This is a genomic window from Maribacter sp. MS6, from assembly GCF_056839185.1.
Window position 1 is genome coordinate 3443744 of the sequence record NZ_CM166389.1, and the last position, 21477, is coordinate 3465220.

Below are 21477 nucleotides of genomic sequence, written 5' to 3' on the forward strand. Positions count from 1 at the left end.
ACAAAAGTTAAACAATACAAACAACAAAACTAATAAAATCTGTGCCATCTAGGTGGTTCTTTGGCGTTATCCGTCGCTTTATATTTGTTATTTTTGTAGCTCGTTACCTAACTTGTATTAATCCCGGACGTATGCCGCAACATAAAAAGGATATTGCCATTATTGGATCTGGTCTCGTAGGTTCGCTACTTGCTATATATCTACGTAAACATGGTCATGAGATTACCGTTTTTGATAGACGGCCCGATATTAGGAATATCGAATTTTCCGGTCGTTCTATAAACTTGGCCATGAGCAATAGGGGATGGAACGCTTTGCAGGAAGTTGGTATCGCTAGTGAAATACGAAAAATTGGTATTCCTTTGGATAAGCGGGCCATGCATGTGGTGGGGCAGCCAGAATACTACCAGAAATATGGGAAGGAGGGAGAGGCTATTTGGTCTATTTCCCGCGGTGTGCTCAATAAGAAGATGATTGATTTGGCCGAGGATGCCGGAGTTGCGTTTCGATTTAACGAAAAGGTGTGGGACGTAGATCTGCCCGATGCTAAAATATATACAGGGGAAACCGAGAAAGGCGAATGGCAAGAATACCAATACGATATGATTTTTGGCTGCGACGGTGCTTTTTCCAGGGTTCGGCATAAGATGCAACGGCGCAGTAGGTTCGATTATTCACAGGATTTTATTGACGTTGGCTACAAAGAATTGACCATACCGGCCAATGACGATGGAAGCTATAAGTTGGATAAAAATTCCTTTCATATTTGGCCAAGAGGCAAGTTCATGCTCATTGCCATGCCCAATTTGGACGGCAGCTTTACCTGTACTCTTTTTATGCCGTTTGAGGGCGAGGTCTCTTTTGAACATATTAAAACCAAGACACAGGCGCAGGAATTTTTTGTTACTTATTTTCCCAATGTGATGCAGGTCATGGAAGATCTGCTAGAAGATTTCTTTAAAAATCCTACCAGCGCCATGGTGACTATGAAATGTTATCCTTGGACCTACTGGGATAAAGTAGCCTTGGTAGGCGATTCTGCGCATGCTATTGTACCCTTTTATGGCCAGGGAATGAACGCTGGTTTTGAGGATATTTTTGTGTTAAATCAGCTCATTGAAAAACATTCGAATGATTGGGAGACGATATTTATGGAATACCAGCGTTCCAGAAAACCAAATGCTGATGCCATTGCAGAGTTAAGCTACCGTAATTTTATGGAAATGAGCAGTAAAACGGCAGACCCGAGCTTTTTGCTGCAAAAGAAAATAGAAAAGAATTTTGCAGCAAAATATCCAGATAAGTGGATTCCGGCTTACAGCAGGGTTACCTTTTCCGATCGGCCTTATTCTGAAGCTTTAGCTATTGGTGATGCCCAAGAGGAATTGATGCAAGAGGTTATGCAAATGCCCAATATTAAAGAGATTTGGGATAGCAAGGCCGTAGAGCAGAAGATACTATCCTTACTGGGTAATTAGGCTGTTCTTTCTAATTTTACGTTCCCTAAAGAATAAAAATAGAGGAAAGGTAAATGCGATGGCTATGAGAAAAGTTAACGGAATAAATAGCCACCAGTGTTTCATTTTTAGTTTTCTGGCTTCGTACACCATCCATATTAGAAAGGTGGTGGCTACAACACTAATATCCGCGCTTATAGACTTTGCTGGAAGCGTAGTTACCGTTTGAGCAATGAAATTAGTGATGGAGGTATCCGCTGTCTCCAAATAAAAAAGTGCATTAAAATACCATGTTGCTCCAACTCCAATGATGGCCATTGCCAAAAATATAAGTTCTATAGTCGTAAATTTAGGTTTCATCATTGAGTATTATTAGTTCTTTGGGATAATCGCAAGTTCTTTCTAATGTCGTGGGATTCTAGTATATAATTGGAAACATCTTTTGCCCATATTTGGTAGGTTATTTTGGAAGGATGGACACCGTCACTAAAGAACTCGGTAGGGGACATGTTGAGCTTGTACCGTTCAATAAAGTAGCTTGAACGAACTACTCGCGAGTAATAATAAACGTTTTCAAAATCTTTTACTACTTTTTCTAATTCTTCTCCAAGAATATCTACCAGATTACCAATCGTAAATTTTATGAGTGATGTAAAGGCCGGAAATTCTTTAATCGGAGGCATATTGATGAATAGGATAGGAACTGCTTTGAACTTCGCTTGAATACTTTTAATGAGTTCACGCACATCGGTATTCCATCTTTTAGGGGTGTTTAATTCAAACGCATCATTTCCCCCTATTCCGATTACAATTAAATCAATTAGATTTTCTGTAATACTGGATATAATAGAATCATTAATTTTTTTGGCTGTGTATCCGCTCTTAGCATACACTTTCCAGTCGATATTTATCTTAAGTTCTGTTGATAGTTCTTTTGCCAAAGTTCCTGTAAAGCCTTCTTCATGAGTTGTGACACCAACACCTGCAATAGTGCTTTCTCCAAGGGTAATCATTCTGAATGTTCTATTGGACGAGGCTAAACATGACCCCTTCCCTTCCCTTGCTTCTGGTAATTTTGGGACCTTTGCTTTTATTAATTTACCTTGAAAATAAAGTATTGGCAAAAGCGGTATGGATATAATCGCGCCTAAACTGTATTTTAAATTCATACCTATTATTAATTACTAGCGATAAAGGGATTAGATTTAGCTACCTTGATGCTTCCTAATTTCAGATTTCCGCATTGGCATACCATCGATTAAAGTAAAAATATCCGCTGTGGTTACTTCAAAGGGCTTTTTGAGTTTTATGCCACCATCTTTTCCAATAAGAAGGACACCTTTAAAATTTTTAGGAATGGATAGGGAACTATAAGCGTCATTTACAGAAAGCTCCGCATTTTCCCCGTTGGATAGAACTATCGTTTTAGGCGTTAATAGAAAAAGTAAAATATCCCGTCCAATAAGCTCATCGGGCTTGGATACAAAGGCTTTAAATTGAGATCGGATATCGTCTGTTTTTAATCCTTCATCCACTAGAATAACAAGTCTATTTTTCCACTGATAATCGCTTAAATTTTGTGCATGCAACATAGGGGCGACGGTAAATAAAAGAACTAGAACTATGGTTTTTGTTACGAACATGTAAGCCTAAACTACATAAAAAAAGCCATCTATCAAAGATAGACGGCTTTTGCTTATTATAGAATGTCGCTTATAGTTTAGCGAACATTTTTTGCATTTTTTCAGATTCCTCGTCGGCTAGGGTAGGGTCTACCAAAATTCTACCACTATGCTCATCTGTAATAATTTTTTTACGTGAAGCAATTTCCACTTGCACCTGCGGTGGAATCGTGAAGAAGGAACCACCTGAAGCTCCTCTTTCGATAGGAACAACAGCTAAACCATTCTTTACATTGTTGCGAATCCTTGCATAGGCCTTAACCAAACGCTCTTCTATTTTTCCTTGGTACTTTAAGGACTCTTCCAACAAAGCTTTTTCTTCTTTTTCGGTTTCTGCCAAAATTGCGTTCAATTCACTTTTTTTGTGTTTTAAGTGCGCCTCACGCTCAGAAAGTCGTTCTTTGGTTTCGGCAATTACCGCCTTTTTTTGATCTATCTGGGCTTTAAATTCCTTAATATTTTTTTCAGCTAGCTGTATCTCCAATTCTTGAAATTCCAATTCCTTGGTAATAGAGTTGAATTCTCTACTGTTGCGTACATTCTTTTGCTGCTCCGTGTATTTTTTAATCAATGCTTTAGCTTCCTCGATTAGATTTTTCTTGGCTCCAATTTCAAAATTGATATTTTCTAAATCGGTTTTAAGCTTATCCATTCTAGTTTTTAGGCCAAGAACATCATCTTCCAAATCTTCAACTTCCAACGGTAGTTCGCCACGGACATTGCGTATTTCATCAACTCGCGAGTCAATCAATTGCAAATCGTACAATGCTCTAAGCTTTGCTTCTACGGACGAATCTTCTTTTTTTGCCATATTTAAAAATACTTGATAGGATTTGTTATACTTTCCGATAAACGGATTGCAAAATTAGGAATTTTTTTTGTAAGATAATCAACTAAAAGGTTTTTTGTAAACTGCTCAGTTTCAAAGTGTCCTATATCTGCGACAACCAATTGCTTTTCTGCCTGATAAAACTCGTGGTATTTAACATCTGCGGTAACAAAAACATCTGCTCCAGCCGCTTTTGCGGCACCAATTGCAAAAGCACCGCTTCCACCAAGTACGGCTACTTTTTTAATCTCTTTGTTTCTAAGCTGTGAATGGCGTACCACAGTAGCGTTCATTTTATCTTTTAAATAGCTCAAAAAGTCGATTTCAGACATGCTAGTTTCGAATTCGCCAATCATACCCATGCCAATTTGCTGGTCTTTATTTTCAAGCGTGGTAATTTCATAGGCGACTTCTTCGTAAGGGTGATGCTCAAAAAGAGCTGAGAGTACCTGTTTTTCAACAGTTGTTGAATAAGTCACGCTAATTTGGATTTCTTTTTCGTAATGTATCGTACCAATGGTCCCCTTAGCCGGATTGGCATTCTCGTTGGCCTTATAACTTCCGGTTCCTTCCATGCTAAAGCTACAATTACTGTAATTGCCAATGGCGCCTGCACCAGCAACGAATAAGGCAGTTTTCACCTCATCACTATTTGCTAACGGAACATAGGTGACCAATTTTTTAATGGCCTCTTTTTTGGGAATTAAGATTCGTGTATTTGTTAACCCTAGAACATTACATATTTTGTCGTTCACCCCTGCGATACTATTATCGAGGGCAGTGTGTGTCGCATAAATGGCAATATCGTTCTTAATGGCCTTTAATACGGTTCTTTCAACATAGTTTCTTCCTGTAATTTTTTTAAGACCTTTAAAGATAATCGGATGGAAGCTAACGATAAGATTACAGTTCTTTTCTATCGCTTCATCAACGACGTTTTCCAAAGTGTCCAAAGTTACTAGTATCCCATGGACTTCCATTGCTGCCTCACCTACCAGTAGGCCTACATTATCAAAGTCCTCTGCGTATCCCAAAGGTGCTAGTTGTTCTAAAATAGTGGTTACTTCGTTTACTGTCATTTTCCATAAAATATAAGGTTATCAAAGATAAATTATTATAATTTCGTTCCGATGCAACTGCTAAGAAAACTTCTTTTTCCTTTTTCCCTTATTTATGCCGTAGTGGTTTCTGCTCGTAACTGGTGTTATGATAAAGGTATTTTTAAATCCGAAAGCTATTTGACCACCACGATATGTGTAGGCAACTTGTCCGTGGGTGGTACAGGAAAAACGCCGATGACAGAGTACCTAATACATTCTTTAATACCACGCTATAAAGTGGCGATGTTGAGTAGGGGGTATAAAAGAAAATCATCTGGATTTGTTTTGGCTAGCAGAACAACAACAGTTGAACAAATAGGAGATGAGCCTTTTCAGATATTTAGAAAATTTCCTACGATTACCGTTGCGGTAGATGCAGATAGAAGAAATGGCATCTCATACTTAGAACAGGAAATTAAGCCAGAAGTTATTGTATTGGACGATGCGTTTCAACATCGAAAGGTGAAACCAAGCTATTCCATTTTATTAACCACCTACGAAAACCTTTATGTACATGATTGGTATCTGCCAACAGGTAATTTAAGAGATGCAAAATACGCCGCCCAAAGAGCCAATTGTATTGTAGTGACCAAATGTCCCGAATCTCTTTCTAAGGAGGAACAGGCTCGCATAGTGAACAAATTAAAACCTAAGGCGCATCAAACGGTCTTGTTTGCCTATTTGTCTTATGACGACCACGTATTGGTGTCCGACAAGCAGGTTCCACTCAGTTTTTTTATGGAAAAAGAGCTTAGTTTGGTAACAGGCATTGCCGACCCAAAGCCTTTGGCTTCCTTTTTAAAGAGAAATGGCATTGACTTTGAGCATTTGGCTTATAATGATCATCACTTTTTTACGAAAAACGAAATCGCAATGCTTAGCAAAAAGAAATGTATCCTCACTACGGAAAAGGATTATGTTAGGTTAAAGAACGACTTGGATAACTTGTATTATATTCCTGTATCACATGCGTTTTTAAATAATGGAGCGATAGTATTGCAACAGGAACTAGAAAAACTTATGACTCGGTAATATTGGGCTTTTTGTCAAAGATATTTTCCCCTATTTTTTGGTAGAAAACTTCTGGTTTAAAAGGTTTGGTTACTACATCGTTGCAACCAGCCGCATAAAAGCTTTCCAAACTATCGTCAAGCGAAATGGCGGTAAGCGCTATTATGGGGGTGCGTTGATCAAATTCCCGTATTTGTATGGTAGCCTCCTCACCGCTAATACCTGGCATGTGTATATCCATTAAGATAGCATCGTAAACATTTTCTTTTGCCAAGATTACCGCATCTTCGCCATTGCTTGCAATATCACTGGTAATCTCTTTTTTAGTCAGCATTTTTTTCGTAATCACTTGGTTGATCTTATTGTCCTCTACAATCATAATATGCAGCCCTTTAAAATCGTAATCACGTTTAGTTACCTCAAACGTAACATCGTTCGGTAGGTCCTCTATACTTTTCATGTCGATTTCGAAGAAAAAGGAGCTTCCATTGCCAAGTTCGCTCTCTAATTGAATTTCACTATCGAAAAGACTTAGTAAACTTTTTACGATGGTAAGACCAAGTCCTGTTCCTCCATACTCTCTATTAATTTGAATGGAACCTTGCTCGAAACCATCAAAAATACTTTTTTGCTTTTCCTTGGATATGCCAATGCCGTTGTCCTTTACTTCAAAATAGATTTTTACATCTTCGTTTTCCTTAGAAAGTAATTTAGTGGTAACGGTAACTTGACCATCTTTGGTAAACTTGATAGAATTTCCGATGAGATTCATGAAAACCTGTGAAAGCTTTAGGGGATCACTCATCAAATGCCCTGGAATATTCTGGTCAAAGTCTAGCAAGAGTTTGGTGTTATTTGCCTTTGCACTTTGCTGCAGCGAGTCCATGACCTCGTTTATTATTTTCTTTAAATTGAAATCCATATGTAACGGTTCCAATTTATTGGCGTCTATTTTGTTTATGTGAAGAATATCATTAATGAAGTTTAGGAGATAATCCCCGGAGAATTTTAAGGCCTTTAAATGTTCCTTTTGATGTTCTTCCGGATCTTCTTCCAATAATAAATGCGTTAGCCCGGTTACCGCATATAAAGGTGTTCTTAGCTCATGGCTAACCGTAGATAAAAAATTGGTCTTTGCCTCCATAGCTTGTACCGCTCCATCCCTTGCTACTTGAAGCTCCTTGTTTTTTGTATGAAGAAGGTCGTTCGTCTTTACTTTAATTTGGTTGTTTCGGAATAAGGATACCGCCAACAAGGAGATGATAATTAAGAACGCTGAAGCCAGAATAGCTGTAATCTCCGACCTATTCTGAGACTCTGTAAGTTCATCTACTTTGGTTTCCAAGCTAATTATTTGATTCGTCTTTATGTCATCCCGTATTTTATCCGCTGTTTTTACCTCTACTTTCAGCTTTTCTACATTAAAAATGGAATCATTTATTTGTAGTAAATTTTGGCTTTTAGAATACGCATTTTCATATAACCCTAATTGTTCATAAATATTGGTAAGAAGGATATTCGCTTTTTTGGACTCCATAAAAAAACCATTGGTATTCGCTATTTTTAAGGCGTACTCCCCATTTTGGGCACTCTCGTTTAACTCTCCCTTTTTCAAATAAAGCTCCGCAAGACCTAAATATGCCTGGGTTGTCAAAAAATCCTTTTCGTAGATATCGGTATTCACTACGAGGGAATTTAGGTTTTTTGTAGCACTTTCATATTTTTCAAGATTCAGATAGACCTTCGCTTCTGCCAATAAGATGTTATTGAAAAAATTTCTATCGTTATTGAGTTGCTTCGCTTTCTCCAGCATGGATAGCGCCTGAAAATTCTGGTCGCTTCTGTATAATAAAATAGCCTCTATATACTTGTGGATAGCGTCGCCATAGGGGTAGGCCGTATCCTTTAAGAGAACGCTTGCCCTATCCCAATAGAACTGTGTGTCTCCTTCGCGGTCCAGTTTAAGGTAAAGAATGGCAAGTTCATGATAGGAGTCTATTAAGGCTTTAACATCTTCGTTTTTCTCTGCTTCCGCGGCAGCTTTGTCCAATGTCTCCAGCGCAAGGTCAATCTTGTTTTGATTTCTTAGGTTACGGGCCTCGTTGAGGTAGGGCGCAACATCTTTGTAGGGTGTAGTTTCTTGAGCAATAGTCAATCCTCCTAAGCCTAAAACCAGGAGTAATGCCATGAAGTACTTTGACTTTTTATATAAAAGTTGAGGATTCAAATAAACTGTTTAGTTCTCATAAAATTAATAAGGTCTATAATTCTGCTACAATATCCTGTTTCATTATCGTACCACCCAATAATTTTCACCATTTTTCCTATTACCGAGGTCATCTGAGAATCAAACGTACAAGAATGATAACTATTGTTTATATCAATGGATACAATAGGGTCTTCTGTGTAAAAAAGAATATTTTTTAGCTCATTTTCAGAAACACGCTTAAAAGTATCGTTAATTTCCTGGATACTTGTATGTTTTTTCACATTAAAGGTGATATCTGTTAAGGATCCATTTGGTACCGGTACCCGTATTCCGCACCCTCCAATCACTTCGGATAGGTCAGGAAATATCCTTGTTAACGCTTTTGCCGCACCCGTAGTGGTGGGGACAATAGATTGGGCTGCCGCTCTTGCACGTCTCAAATCCCTATGGGGCTGGTCGTGTAGACTTTGGTCGCTGGTATAGGAGTGTATGGTGGTAATATAGGCTTGCTCAATGCCACAAAGTTCTTGGATAACTTTGATCATTGGCGCAGCATTGTTTGTAGTGCAAGAAGCGTTTGAGATAATGGTATCTTCCCTGGTAAGGCTTTGCTCGTTAATCCCAAAAACAAGCATTTTAATATCATCTTCATCTGGAGGAACACATAATATTACTTTCTTCGCTCCATTTTTAAGATGGTAACTGAGCTGTTCACGCGTTTTGAATTTACCGGTGCACTCCACTACCACATCTACTGCTTGTTTACCCCAGTTTATGTCCTTTGGATGCGCTTCACTGGTAAGTCTTACCTTATGTTCATTAACGATAATGTGCTTCTCGTCATAGCCGATTTTGGTCGATAGTACACCGTGAATGCTATCATACTTTAGCAAATGCGATAAAGTCCGTGTGTCCGAAAGGTCGTTAACCGCAACAATATTAATAGTTGGATGTTGTTGTGCCAACCTAAAAAAGGTTCTGCCAATTCTCCCAAATCCATTGATTCCTATATTTACCTTTTTCATTGGTATGAATTTGGCTTTTTGTTCTCCAATAGCTGTTTAGAAAATGGTTCTTGTTTTTATTTGAAAAAGAGGTAAGTTACGGTTCACATACCGGTAGTGCAGACTAACTATAAGATATGTTTATGCGCCTTGTAGGATGATCTTACCAAAGCACCGCTTTCCACATGTCTAAAGCCCATTTCTAGTCCAATATCTTCGTATTTTTTAAACTGTTCGGGCGTAATGAATTCCTTTACAGGTAGATGCTTTTTGGAGGGCTGAAGATACTGTCCAATGGTAACTACATCTACATTTGCACTTCGCAAATCTTTCAAAGTCTGGATTACTTCTTCTTCCAATTCTCCAAGACCAAGCATAATACCCGATTTGGTTCTGTTAATACCTTTCTGCTTTAAGTATCTCAACACCTCTAAACTACGTTCGTATTTTGCTTGTATACGTACCTCACGTGTTAGTCTTTTAACGGTTTCCATATTATGGGAAACTACTTCTGGCGAAACTGCTATGATACGGTCCAAGTGTTTTGTTATCCCTTGAAAATCTGGCAGCAATGTTTCTAAGGTCGTTTCGGGATTCATTCTTCGTATCGCCTGTACGGTCTCCGCCCAGATAATGGATCCCATATCCTTGAGGTCGTCTCTATCGACCGAGGTGACTACAGCATGTTTAATACCCATAATCTTAATGGAGCGTGCTACCTTTTCTGGCTCTGCCCAGTCTACATTTTCAGGTCTTCCGGTCTTTACGCCACAAAAACCACAGGAGCGCGTACAGACATTTCCTAATATCATAAATGTTGCTGTACCTTCTCCCCAGCATTCTCCCATGTTAGGACAACTACCACTAGTGCAAATCGTATGTAAATCATACTTTTCTACCAGACCTCTTAACTGCGTATATTTTTTACCGGTAGGGAGTTTTACTCGTAACCATTTTGGTTTCCCTTTTGGTGGAGCCACGTTTTCTTTTATTGCTACGGACATGCTGCTTTTTTATGCAAATATACAAACTAAATCATGGATTTAAGAGCCGTCCGTTAGCTTGTGACGTCTTAAGTATTAATTCCTTTTAAGCGCGTTCTAGGTTTAATTCTCCGCGAGAAATTTATAAACAACTACATATGAGAAATGCACGGTACCCTTGGTTTTTAGAGGTTATTTGATTAATAACAATCAGTTCGTGCTTTGGAAGTTGGTTACGCTTTATTGGAAATAATCTCGGCCAAAAGTTTCTTTGCCCTTAACAATTTAACTTTAATATTGTTCATAGGTTCGTTCAGCTTTTCCGCTATCTCCGCATAACTAAGTTCATTAAAGTATCTTAGGTTTATTACCTCTTGGTAATGTGGTTTTAATTTTTTTATATCACGAAGTAAATCAGTAAGGTTCTGTTCTTGAATTAACCTATCTTCCATAGTTGGTGCATCATCCAACATTTTTTTTATCGCTTCTCCATTGCCTCTGGAATCCAGAATATTTCTTTTCCTTTTACGAACCAAGTCTATATGTATATTCTTGGAAATTGCAATGAGCCATGTTTTAAAAACGTACGCTTCCTTGTAGGTATTTATTTTATCAAATGCTTTGGAGAAGGTTTGTATGGTAATGTCTTCTGCGTCGTTTTCATTTTCTGTACGCTTTAGTTGAAAACCATAAACATCGTTCCAAAAAGTGTCGAGTAATCGGCTAAAAGCAATCTGATTGCCCAATTTGGCTTTGTTGATAGTCTCTGCTATAGCCTCTGTTTTATCCAAATTTTAATGTTATCTCGTAATTTTATTAATAGAAATAAAGTGGTTCAACTAAGTGATACTCTCGTTTTTGCAATCCTGTTCACTAGGAAGTTTACCGCACATACCGCATGCTTGGCCATCTTGGTTAAGGAATGGGCTTTGGCTCGCACAAGTTCCTGCAAATTTACCGTCTTTTTTGGCCCATATTTTAATGGCGATACCTAAGAAGGCAAGGCCTAAAAGTGCAATAGTAAGAAGTATAAGTTTCATTTGGGTAAAATTTCAAAAACCGATTAATAAAAGTCTATTCAGAACAATGATTATTACCAATATATTGGAAATCGCAATTAGCAATGTGTATTAAAATCAGTAACAAAGATATAAAAATAAAGCCCCATTTAGGGGCTTTAGCAATACTTTAATACTGAAGTTTAGTAGGAAATATTAGCGACTATGTTTTCCACCGTAGGATTTTGGTTACCTCCTTTTGGCTCAATAGTAATATATCCTACCGCGTTTTTTGCATAGGGCAATGCTAAGAGGTTATCGCTGTTTCTGGCCTCTTCGATAATACCAAGATTTAACATTTCTCCGTTTACCTCGGCCCACATTTGAAAACACTGATCTTCAGGGAGATTTGGTAATTTTTTTACGTTGATATAAGATAATTTTTTTATAGGATTGATGTATGCTACCGCTTTCAGTTCTTTAGCATTATTATTTCCTCTTACATTATATTTTTTGGTTTGTGGATTATTAAGCACAATAAATTGGTTTCTTACATCCTCCAATTGTTGCTTCATATCTTCTTCCAATAGTTTTATCTTGTTGCTTACCATCGTGTTTTCCTCTTGTAAGCTCTGGTTTTGTTCCCAGAAGAAAAAAGAGGCACTGGCGAACATACATGCAACAATACTCGCAGCCATGGCATACCTGAAGAATTTACGTCTGCCTGCCCGTTCTGATCGGATTCTTGCTAGGATTTTCTCTTTGAGCCCGTCCGGAGTTTGCACTGCATGAAGCTTTGCGTAGGTCTCCAAATTTTCCTGGAGTTCATTGTATACCTTTCTCACTTCTGGATACATGGCAATGTATCTTTCCGCTTGTAAGGTTTCCATTTCTGTGGTACTTCCTAAAAGGTATCGCTCTAGAATGTCCGAATCTAAAAATGTTTTTATTTTTTCTACCATCATAATAAGTTTAATAGCAGTGCTAAAGTTGCCGGGCCATATATTTTACGAAGTTCCCTAAGGCCAATTTTAAGTCTGGATTTTATCGTTCCTAAAGGAATATCCAATTCTTCACTAGCTTCTTGTTGGGTCATTCCTTGAAAAAATAGAGCGTCCAGTACTACTTGATACTTCTCCTCTATCTTATCCAAATGTTCTTGGATGTCCATAAGTTCCGGCTTGGTACTTTCTACACCTATACTATATACGTCCGAAACGTCTATTTGGATTTCTTTGTCCGTTTTTGTGTTGACACTTCTAAGCTTATCGATAGCGGTGTTGCGTGTAATTCTAAAAAGCCATGTAAATAGCTTTGCTTTTGAAGGGTCGTAAGAGTCAGACTTCTTCCAGATTTTAACAAAGCTTTCTTGGAGCACATCTTGAGCAAGGTCATCACTGCGCACCACTTTTTTAGCTACACCAAGCAAGGTGTCACCGTAATTGTCATACAGTAACGAAATAGCTTTATCATTCCGTTCCTGTAATAATTCGACAATATGTTTTTCAAGTAGTGTACTCATAAAAGTGAAGTCGGACTTATTGGTTTTAACATCCAAACGACTGTCTGCTCCGTATATCCTCTAAACGCTAATTTATAAAATTGATTGTAAAGACGACGTTACGTGAAAATATAAATCTTTTTAGGTATGCAGCTGGTAACTGCTACTTATTTTTTGGTTAGTTTGGTTTGGTATAGCCCTTGCAATATTAATTGTGAGGGCTATTTTATTAAATTCACTTCAGGTGTAATTCTAATTTTGAACTTGTTTTCTACGGCAGTGATAATCTTATCCGCTAGGGCAAGTATTTCTTTTCCAGTGGCATTTCCATAATTTACCAAAACCAACGCCTGGTTTTTATGGACCCCTGCGTCTCCAAAGCGTTTGCCCTTAAAACCGCATTGTTCAATGAGCCATCCGGCAGGTATTTTATAATGGGCGTCTGAAACCTTGTAAAAAGGAGCGTCTGGGTGGTCTTGGTTGAACCGCTCAAATGTTACGAGATCAACAACAGGGTTTTTAAAAAAGCTACCACTATTTCCTAGCTTCTTTGGATCAGGAAGTTTGCTGTTTCTTATGCTAATTACCGCATTGGAAACTTCTTTTATGGTAGGGTTCGTTATGTTTTTTTTTGCCAGTTCTTGTTCTATGGCACCGTAACTTGTATTGAGTTTGTGATTTTTCGTTGTAAGGGTAAACGTCACTGAAGTTATAATATATTGATCTTTACCTTCATTTTTAAAATAGGACTCTCGGTAGCCAAATTTGCATTCTTCTATTGAAAAGGTGTGTAGTTCCAGCGTAGTTCTATTCATAGCCTCACAACTAACGAAACAGTCTTTGAGCTCTGTTCCATAAGCACCTATGTTTTGGACTGGAGCGGTGCCGGTATTTCCTGGTATAAGTGACATATTTTCTAAACCACCGTATCCGTGTTCCAAGGTCCAGAGAACGGTTTCATGCCAGTTTTCACCAGCCATAACTTTTAATAGGACCTTCTTGTTATCAGAGGAAACTACGGAAATTCCTTTTATGGCAATGTGGATCACCAACGCTTCTATATTCCTCGTCAGTAGCATGTTGCTGCCGCCACCCAATATAAATTTGGTATGAAATTCATCACGACTTAAGATTTGCCTAAGTTCTTCAACACTGGTCACCGAAACAAAAAACTTAGCTTTTGCATCTATTCCGAAGGTGTTGTAGCTTTTAAGGGAAAAATCTTTTTTAATTTCCATTAGCCTATATAGCTTTTAAGCGCTTCGCCAAGGATATTCACGGCTCTTTTCAAACTATCCTGATCGAGTACATAAGCGATTCGTATCTGGTTTTTGCCAAGACCCGGAGTAGCGTAAAAGCCTCCCGCCGGAGCTACCATTACCGTTTCGTTGTCTACCCTAAAATCTTCTAACAACCACTGTGCAAAGTCATCCGCATCGATTATGGGTAGTTCTACGATACAATAAAATGCACCTTGTGGTTTGGCTACTTTTATGCCTTCTATTTTTTCAAGTTCGGCAATAAGCAGGTCTCTGCGCTGCAAGTATTCGGTTTTGACATCATCAAAATAGCTTTGCGGTGTATCCAAAGCAGCTTCCACAGCTATTTGTGCGTAGGTTGGCGGCGATAGCCTTGCCTGCCCAAATTTTAGGGCAGTAGCAATAACTTCCTTGTTTCTTGTGACCAGAAAGCCAATTCTGGCACCACACATACTATATCTTTTGGAAACGGAATCAATGATGATCGCGTGCTGCTCTAAACCTTGTTCCTGTAAAATCGAGTAATGTCCCTCTTCGTTGTAGGTGAATTCTCGGTAGACTTCATCGGCAATTAAATAGAGATCGTGTTTTTTAACGATTAAAGCTAATTTTTGAATTTCCTCTTTGCTATATAAATATCCCGTTGGATTCCCCGGATTGCAAATAAGTATTGCTTTGGTCTTGCTCGTAATTAATTTTTCAAAATCTTCTATTGGTGGCAGTGCAAAGTTATCCTCAAGCTTAGAAACAACAGGCACCACGTTAACCCCAGAAGCAGTGGCAAATCCGTTATAGTTGGCGTAAAAAGGTTCGGGTATAATTATTTCGTCCTCACTGTCTGCTATGGTACTCATGGCAAACGATAAGGCTTCGGAGCCTCCTGTAGTAACTATGATATCGCTAGATGTAACCTGAATTTGATGTTTAGCGTAATATCCGGCAACTTTGGCTCTCAAATCTTCAGAGCCTTCTGTACGGCTATATTCCAATACGCTGAGGTTGTTGTTCTTAACGGCATCCAAAGCTATTTGTGGTGTCTTAATATCTGGCTGTCCAATATTTAGATGGATAACCTTCGCCCCTTTTTTCTTAGCATTTTCTGCAAAAGGAACTAGTTTTCTTATTGGGGATTGGGGCATGGAAAGCCCTTTTTTAGATACAGTAGGCATACTATTTTATTTTACGCAAAAGTGATAAATCATAACCGATATTACAAAGGAAGTTACTTTTATTTATACCTATTGTTTATGTTAAAAACTCATTTTAAGACGAATAAATTCGTACCTTATAAATATTTAATGTGCTAATTATTAGAGATTTGAAAAGAATATGGATTTTATTAGTGGTACTATGTTGGGGCGGTCAACATATTCTTAGCGCGCAACAATACCATTTACCGGATGGTAAGAAAACGGAGAGAATTAAATTTGAGTTATTGAACAACCTAATTATTATTCCTTTGGAAGTGAATGGGGCCAAGCTTTCTTTTGTGTTGGACTCCGGGGTAAACAAGCCAATACTTTTTAACCTAGCCGATCAAGATTCTATTCAGTTGCATAATGTATCCGAAGTAACTATAAATGGGTTGGGAGAGGGTGAGGCCATCAATGCGCTTAGGTCTCATGGAAATCAGTTTAAATTAGGGACTATCGTAAATTCCTTACAAGAGTTATATGTGGTAATGGATTCTGATATAAATTTTTCATCTAGTTTAGGAATTCCCATCCATGGTATCATAGGGTTTGATTTGTTTAGAGACTTTGTAGTGGAAGTAAACTACGGGAAGCAGTATCTCAAATTCCATGAGCCTTATAATTACGTGTATAAGGAAAAAGCTAAAACGGAGGTTTTGGACATGTCCTTGGACGGCACAAAAGCATTTGTAAAAGCTAATGTAACTTTAGAAAACAGTAAAAAGCTAGCTGTAAAAATGTTATTGGATACCGGTAGCAGCGATGCGGTTTGGCTTTTTGAGAACGATAGTATTACACTACCACTTAAAAATTATGATGATTTTTTGGGCAAGGGACTTGCTGGAGATGTTTATGGTAAGCGTACCAAGCTATCACAAGTGCAGATTGGTAATTTTGTGCTAAACGATGCGAAAGCAGCTTTTCCGGACATGGCAGTTTATGATGTAGTAAAAGATATGGGAGATAGGAACGGTAGTTTTGGAGGTGGTGTGTTAAAACGGTTCAATATCATATTTGATTATCAAAACAAGAAGATTTCTTTTAAAAAGAACACAAATTTTAAGTTGCCTTTTCAATACAATATTAGTGGGATAGATTTACAACATGCCGGGGTACGCTATGTATCCGAAAGAATCACTCATAACAACGCGGTTATGCCGGATGACAAAACTACCTATGGTAGCATACAGATTATATTACAGGGTGCAACAAGACTGAGCTTGGTGCCAGAAATTGTTGTTTCTGGCATCCGTGCCGGTAGTCCGGCTTCTTTATCAGGATTAAAGGAGGGAGACGTAATTTTGGCGGTCAACGGTCAACGAGTACATAGATATAAGTTACAGGAAATCTTACAGATGCTTAATAAAAAGAAAGACAAGAAGGTGAAGGTTCTTGTTGATAGATCTAATCAAGACCTAATTTTTAGCTTTGTACTTAAAGACTTATTCAAATAAAAAAAGCCCAAATAAATGGGCTTTCTCGTATTTCTGTATTATAAAAATTTTATTTGGCCCCGGTTGCTTTAACTTCACCCTTAATCTTAAGAACCTTTGTTGGGGTATCGGCATTTGATATAACCGTAATTGCTTTTCTTATAGGGCCTACGCGGTTAGTGTCATATTTAACTTGAATTTCACCTGTTTTACCTGGCATAATAGGTGCATCCGGTTTTTTAGGAATTGTACACCCACAGCTTGATCTCACATCACTTATAATTAGTGGAGCTTTTCCGGTATTTGTGAATTCAAAAATGCGAATACCATCAGCACCTTTTGAAATTTCACCGTAATCTACCGTTTCGGTCTTGAATTCTATTTTGGCCGCAGCGTCTTGCGCGGTAAGGCCAAATCCTAACATTCCTACAAATAAGAATAGTACTAATTTTTTCATTTCTTTAGGTTTTTTGGAAATCAAAACTAATTCTTTTCAGAACAACCTCAAAATCCTTTTGTTATACTCTAACGTTACTTATTTTTGTTTCGTATTTAAATTAGGGAAGAAATAAGCTCGATTGGATGGTTTAATACATCTTTTCGGCTTTGTTTTTTAATCCCATATACTAATATCGACAAAAACTGTTCCAATTATGGAGATACCGTCTAAATATGATCCTAAAAGCGTTGAAGGCAAATGGTATGATTACTGGATGAAAAATGAGTATTTCCATTCCATACCAGATAACCGAGAGCCTTATACAATCGTAATTCCTCCTCCTAACGTTACCGGAATATTGCATATGGGACATATGCTCAATAATACGATACAAGATGTATTGATTAGAAGAGCTCGTTTGATGGGGAAAAATGCCTGTTGGGTGCCTGGTATGGACCATGCCTCAATCGCTACAGAAGCTAAGGTGGTTGCCAAATTAAAAAGTGATGGGATTAACAAGAAGGATTTAAGTAGGGAGGAATTTTTAAAACATGCTTGGGATTGGACGGACGAGTATGGAGGTGTAATTTTAGAACAACTTAAGAAGTTAGGCTGTTCTTGTGATTGGGATCGAACAAAGTTTACGATGGATGACGATATGTCAGCTTCAGTAATTAAAGTTTTTGTCAATCTTTTTGATAAAGGTCTTATTTATAGAGGTCATAGAATGGTAAATTGGGATCCAGAAGCAAAAACAACCCTTTCGGACGAGGAGGTGATTTACGAAGAAAAACAGGGCTTATTGTATTACATCGCTTATGGCATTGAAGGTTCGGATGAAAAAGTGACCATTGCTACTACCAGACCAGAAACTATTTTGGGAGATACTGCAATTTGCATTAATCCTAATGATGAGCGGTTTTTGCATCTCAAAGGAAAAAAGGTAGTTGTTCCAATTTGCGAAAGAATCATCCCAATAATTGAGGACGAATATGTAGATATGGAATTTGGAACAGGTTGCCTAAAAGTAACACCTGCCCATGATATAAACGATAAAACTCTTGGTGAAAAGCATCAGCTGGATACCATTGATATTTTTAATGATGACGCTACCCTTAATAGTTTTGGACTGCAGTATCAAGGTAAGGACAGGTTTGTAGTTCGTAAAGAGATTTCCAAGGAGTTGGAAGAAAAGGGATTTTTGGTAAAGACAGAAACGTATATTAATAAAGTAGGAACGTCTGAGCGGACCAAAGCAGTTATTGAGCCTAAACTTTCAGACCAGTGGTTTTTGAAGATGGAGGAGCTGGCCAAACCCGCTTTAGAATCTGTAATGACTATGGGCGATGTAAAACTATATCCTAAAAAGTTTGAGAATACCTATCGCCACTGGATGGAAAATGTTCGGGACTGGAATATTTCCCGTCAGTTATGGTGGGGACAACAAATTCCAGCGTATTACTATGGCGATGGAGAAAGTGATTTTGTGGTCGCCGAAACCAAAGCCGAGGCGTTATACAAAGCGCAAAACACTATTTTGGCAAAAGGTGAGGAACGCACCTTGACGTTAGAAGATTTAAGACAGGATGCAGATGTTCTGGATACTTGGTTTTCTTCGTGGTTATGGCCAATAAGCGTATTTGGTGGAATTTTGGAGCCTGAAAATGAGGAAGTAGGTTATTACTACCCTACCAATGACCTTGTTACCGGACCCGATATTCTTTTCTTTTGGGTAGCAAGGATGATCGTAGCAGGATATGAATTTAGAGGGGAACGTCCTTTTGAAAATGTTTACTTTACCGGTTTGGTTCGGGATAAGCAACGTAGAAAAATGTCCAAGTCGCTCGGTAATTCTCCAGATGCATTAAAGCTTATAGAGGACTATGGAGCTGATGGTGTTCGTGTTGGATTGCTTTTAAGCTCTGCAGCTGGTAACGACCTAATGTTCGATGAAGACTTATGCCAGCAGGGGAAGAACTTTGCCAATAAAATTTGGAACGGATTCCGGCTCTTAAAGGGTTGGGAGGTATCTGATTTGCCTCAGCCAGAGGCCTCTAAATTAGCTCTGGAATGGTATGATTCCAAGTTTAACGAGACCTTATTGGATATAGAGGATCATTTTAGTAAATACCGTATTTCAGATGCCCTGATGAGCATTTACAAATTGGTTTGGGACGATTATAGTTCTTGGTTACTAGAATTAGTAAAACCGGCGTACCAAAAACCTATTGATAAAACTACCTTTGATGCGGTACTTCGCGTATTCGAGAATAACTTAAAATTACTTCATCCTTTTATGCCGTTTTTAACCGAGGAAATTTGGCAGCATATAGCTCCAAGGAATGCTGCCGAGGCCCTCGTGGTTTCCCAGTGGCCTAAAGCTGGTAATGTAAATACGTCCATGATTAATGAGTTTGAATTTACGAAAGAGGTTATAGCGGGAGTTCGCACCATCCGAAAGGAAAAGAATATCCCAATGAAAGAGGAGTTAGAGTTATCTTTGTTAAACGAAGAGCAGGCAACAACCAAATGGGATGTCGTGATATCGAAGCTCACCAATCTCTCTCAAATTTCTTATGTGGTTGCTCCGCTAGAAGGAGCACTGACCTTTAGGGTCAAAAGCAATGAGTATTTTGTTCCCATTTCTGGCGCGATTGATATCGAAGCAGAAATTAGAAAGATCACAGAGGAACTTGGATACACCAAGGGTTTTTTAAAATCGGTACAAAAGAAGCTTTCTAACGATCGTTTTGTGAATAATGCTCCAGAACAGGTTGTGGCAATTGAAAAGAAAAAGGCCTCAGATGCGGAGGCAAAAATAGAGACTTTGGAAAAGAGTTTGGCCAGTTTGAAATAACACACTTTTTCGCACTACTTATTTCTTAAGTATTAGTTTTTTATTTCTGATAGCTTAAAAATAAAGCTCAAGGTTAGGAGATTTTAAAAAATATACTTTTCTTTGTTTAAAATCATTCTAAATAATGTCAAAGCAACGAGAAATCTCCAATAAAGTAAGGGTATACCATAGGTATTTAGGGTTCTTTTTAGCTGGAATAATGGCTATGTACGCTATAAGCGGTATTGTTCTTATCTTCCGGGATACCGATTTTTTAAAGAAAGAAACGGTCAACGAGAAAAAACTTGAACCGGGTTTAAATGCCGAAGCTGTTGGAAAAGAAATTAAGATTAAAAAGCTTGAATTTCAATCTGTAGAAGGCTCAATTGCCGAGTTTGAACAGGGTAATTATAACATGGAAACTGGTGAAGTGAGTTATACGACTAAAGCACTTCCCTTGGTGTTGGATAAAATGACGCATTTGCATAAAGCAAAATCTGCAGATCCACTCTATGTACTAAACATATTCTTTGGTGTTGGGTTATTGTTCTTTGTTCTATCTTCTTTTTGGATGTTTTTACCAGGAACATCTATCTTTAAAAAGGGAATGTATTTTTCGGTAGCAGGAATGGTGCTTGTACTCGTTTTGTTACTGTTCTAAATGCAACTTTGAATCTATAGAAACAACTGAAATGGGGAGGGTTTCTTCATATTGGTAACCTGCATGGGCTGGTTCGTTGTGTTAAGGTCTAATTTACTTCTGGGTGCAAATTTTCCGTTTAAATTAGTCTAGGTTGTTAACGTTGGTACATGTTTAAAGTTTATCCATGAATTGATTAAGTATAGGTTAATAAAGTTTACACTACTTATCTTTATCTATATAATTATAAGTGCTATTTTAATAAAATGCATAACTTACATAGTGTATTAAAATAGAAGCCATGAAAAAAATACTATTCTTAAGTCTGTTGGGCATAAGTGTCTTAGCTACCGCCCAAGAAATGTCCATATCCATTATGCCAGAGGCAATTCAAATAAAAACCGCAGTATTGCCTGCCCCAGAATCGGACAAAGACGGGGCTATGGTGTATGGGTATAATCAACAAGGTGATTTTATAGTTTTAAGGGAAGGAAGTAACAATCTCATCTGTTTGGCAGATGACCCTAAAAAGAAGGGTATTAGCGTCTCTTGTTATTCGAAGAAATTAGAACCCTTTATGAAACGGGGTAGGGAATTAAGTGCCGAAGGAAAAGACTTTAAAGAAAAGCGGAAAATAAGAGGAATGGAAGTTGCACAGGGGACATTAGAAATGCCCAAAGAACCGAGCATGACCTATATATATTACGGAACGGATGAAGGGTATAATCCCGAGACTGGTGAATTGGCAGATGGGCAGTTCAGGTATGTAATATACACTCCTTTTGCTACTACCGAATCTACGGGTTTACCAGACAAGCCTCATGCCAAGGGAATGCCTTGGCTCATGGATCCCGGAACATTTCGTGCGCATATCATGGTAGGACCTTTTAACTAAAGTTGCAC

Annotated in this window: 21 protein-coding genes; 6 read left to right on the forward strand and 15 right to left on the reverse strand. The window is 38.1% G+C overall.

Features of this window, described 5'->3' with window-relative positions; genetic code table 11:
- The first annotated feature begins 131 nt into the window (after positions 1–131).
- The gene (locus tag MS6x_RS15050) at positions 132–1478 is read left to right on the forward strand and encodes an FAD-dependent oxidoreductase (RefSeq protein WP_482603287.1); all 1347 of its coding nucleotides are present in this window, start codon (positions 132–134) and stop codon (positions 1476–1478) included.
- On the opposite strand, the gene MS6x_RS15055 is transcribed toward MS6x_RS15050, so the two are convergent.
- The 5 genes from MS6x_RS15055 to MS6x_RS15075 form a co-directional block, all read right to left on the reverse strand.
- Positions 1464–1820 (reverse strand): DUF2834 domain-containing protein, encoded by a 357-nt coding sequence (locus MS6x_RS15055; RefSeq protein ID WP_482603288.1) that lies wholly within the window; start codon positions 1818–1820, stop codon positions 1464–1466. The two genes, MS6x_RS15050 and MS6x_RS15055, sit on opposite strands and share 15 nt — an antisense overlap.
- The gene (locus tag MS6x_RS15060) at positions 1817–2626 is read right to left on the reverse strand and encodes an SGNH/GDSL hydrolase family protein (RefSeq protein ID WP_482603289.1); all 810 of its coding nucleotides are present in this window, start codon (positions 2624–2626) and stop codon (positions 1817–1819) included. Before MS6x_RS15060 ends, MS6x_RS15055 begins: the two co-directional genes overlap by 4 nt.
- Before the next feature lie 36 nt (positions 2627–2662).
- Positions 2663–3100 carry a DUF4174 domain-containing protein gene (locus MS6x_RS15065; protein ID WP_482603290.1) on the reverse strand — a complete coding sequence of 146 codons (438 nt, stop codon included), beginning with the start codon at positions 3098–3100 and terminating at the stop codon, positions 2663–2665.
- A 70-nt stretch (positions 3101–3170) separates the two neighbouring features.
- A complete protein-coding gene (locus MS6x_RS15070) occupies positions 3171–3950 on the reverse strand; it encodes a zinc ribbon domain-containing protein (RefSeq protein WP_482603291.1) in 780 nt (259 codons plus the stop codon).
- A 2-nt stretch (positions 3951–3952) separates the two neighbouring features.
- Complete coding sequence (locus MS6x_RS15075) at positions 3953–5047, reverse strand: Nif3-like dinuclear metal center hexameric protein (protein WP_482603292.1); 1095 nt, start codon at positions 5045–5047, stop codon at positions 3953–3955.
- Between the two features lie 51 nt (positions 5048–5098).
- On the opposite strand from MS6x_RS15075, the gene lpxK reads away from it, so the two are divergent.
- Positions 5099–6100, forward strand: a complete 1002-nt coding sequence (gene lpxK, locus MS6x_RS15080) for a tetraacyldisaccharide 4'-kinase (protein ID WP_482603293.1) — start codon at positions 5099–5101, stop codon at positions 6098–6100.
- Here lpxK and MS6x_RS15085 read toward each other — a convergent pair.
- The 9 genes from MS6x_RS15085 to MS6x_RS15125 all read right to left on the reverse strand — a co-directional run bounded on the left by MS6x_RS15085 (position 6087) and on the right by MS6x_RS15125 (position 15202).
- The gene (locus tag MS6x_RS15085) at positions 6087–8267 is read right to left on the reverse strand and encodes a tetratricopeptide repeat-containing hybrid sensor histidine kinase/response regulator (RefSeq protein WP_482603294.1); all 2181 of its coding nucleotides are present in this window, start codon (positions 8265–8267) and stop codon (positions 6087–6089) included. The genes lpxK and MS6x_RS15085 overlap by 14 nt on opposite strands.
- A 35-nt stretch (positions 8268–8302) precedes the next feature.
- Positions 8303–9313, reverse strand: a complete 1011-nt coding sequence (gene gap, locus MS6x_RS15090; protein ID WP_482603295.1) for a type I glyceraldehyde-3-phosphate dehydrogenase — start codon at positions 9311–9313, stop codon at positions 8303–8305.
- 107 nt (positions 9314–9420) lie between these two features.
- Positions 9421–10296, reverse strand: coding sequence for a lipoyl synthase (lipA, locus tag MS6x_RS15095; RefSeq protein ID WP_482603296.1), 876 nt, complete (start codon positions 10294–10296; stop codon positions 9421–9423).
- A 212-nt stretch (positions 10297–10508) separates the two neighbouring features.
- Positions 10509–11066, reverse strand: coding sequence for an RNA polymerase sigma factor (locus tag MS6x_RS15100; RefSeq protein WP_482603297.1), 558 nt, complete (start codon positions 11064–11066; stop codon positions 10509–10511).
- 48 nt (positions 11067–11114) lie between these two features.
- The gene (locus tag MS6x_RS15105) at positions 11115–11315 is read right to left on the reverse strand and encodes a membrane or secreted protein (protein WP_482603298.1); all 201 of its coding nucleotides are present in this window, start codon (positions 11313–11315) and stop codon (positions 11115–11117) included.
- Between the two features lie 161 nt (positions 11316–11476).
- Positions 11477–12235, reverse strand: a complete 759-nt coding sequence (locus MS6x_RS15110; protein ID WP_482607179.1) for an anti-sigma factor — start codon at positions 12233–12235, stop codon at positions 11477–11479.
- Positions 12235–12795 carry an RNA polymerase sigma factor gene (locus tag MS6x_RS15115; RefSeq protein ID WP_482603299.1) on the reverse strand — a complete coding sequence of 187 codons (561 nt, stop codon included), beginning with the start codon at positions 12793–12795 and terminating at the stop codon, positions 12235–12237. The genes MS6x_RS15110 and MS6x_RS15115 overlap by 1 nt, the downstream gene beginning before the upstream one ends.
- A gap of 200 nt (positions 12796–12995) precedes the next feature.
- Complete coding sequence (gene murB, locus MS6x_RS15120; RefSeq protein WP_482603300.1) at positions 12996–14012, reverse strand: UDP-N-acetylmuramate dehydrogenase; 1017 nt, start codon at positions 14010–14012, stop codon at positions 12996–12998.
- Positions 14012–15202 carry a pyridoxal phosphate-dependent aminotransferase gene (locus MS6x_RS15125; RefSeq protein ID WP_482603301.1) on the reverse strand — a complete coding sequence of 397 codons (1191 nt, stop codon included), beginning with the start codon at positions 15200–15202 and terminating at the stop codon, positions 14012–14014. The genes murB and MS6x_RS15125 overlap by 1 nt, the downstream gene beginning before the upstream one ends.
- A 149-nt stretch (positions 15203–15351) precedes the next feature.
- Here MS6x_RS15125 and MS6x_RS15130 point away from each other — a divergent pair, with 149 nt between their 5' ends.
- The gene (locus tag MS6x_RS15130; RefSeq protein ID WP_482603302.1) at positions 15352–16680 is read left to right on the forward strand and encodes an aspartyl protease family protein; all 1329 of its coding nucleotides are present in this window, start codon (positions 15352–15354) and stop codon (positions 16678–16680) included.
- Positions 16681–16729: 49 nt separating this feature from the next.
- Here the strand turns inward: MS6x_RS15130 and MS6x_RS15135 are convergent, their stop codons facing one another.
- On the reverse strand, positions 16730–17116 hold the full coding sequence (locus MS6x_RS15135) for a DUF1573 domain-containing protein (RefSeq protein WP_482603303.1): 387 nt from the start codon (positions 17114–17116) through the stop codon (positions 16730–16732).
- Between the two features lie 196 nt (positions 17117–17312).
- Here MS6x_RS15135 and MS6x_RS15140 point away from each other — a divergent pair, with 196 nt between their 5' ends.
- The 3 genes from MS6x_RS15140 (at position 17313) to MS6x_RS15150 (ending at position 21469) form a co-directional block, all read left to right on the forward strand.
- Positions 17313–19955: a valine--tRNA ligase gene (locus MS6x_RS15140; RefSeq protein ID WP_482603304.1), complete on the forward strand. Its 2643-nt coding sequence runs from the start codon at positions 17313–17315 to the stop codon at positions 19953–19955.
- A 124-nt stretch (positions 19956–20079) separates the two neighbouring features.
- Positions 20080–20595, forward strand: a complete 516-nt coding sequence (locus MS6x_RS15145; RefSeq protein ID WP_482603305.1) for a hypothetical protein — start codon at positions 20080–20082, stop codon at positions 20593–20595.
- A gap of 280 nt (positions 20596–20875) precedes the next feature.
- Positions 20876–21469, forward strand: a complete 594-nt coding sequence (locus tag MS6x_RS15150) for a hypothetical protein (protein ID WP_482603306.1) — start codon at positions 20876–20878, stop codon at positions 21467–21469.
- Positions 21470–21477 lie beyond the last annotated feature (8 nt).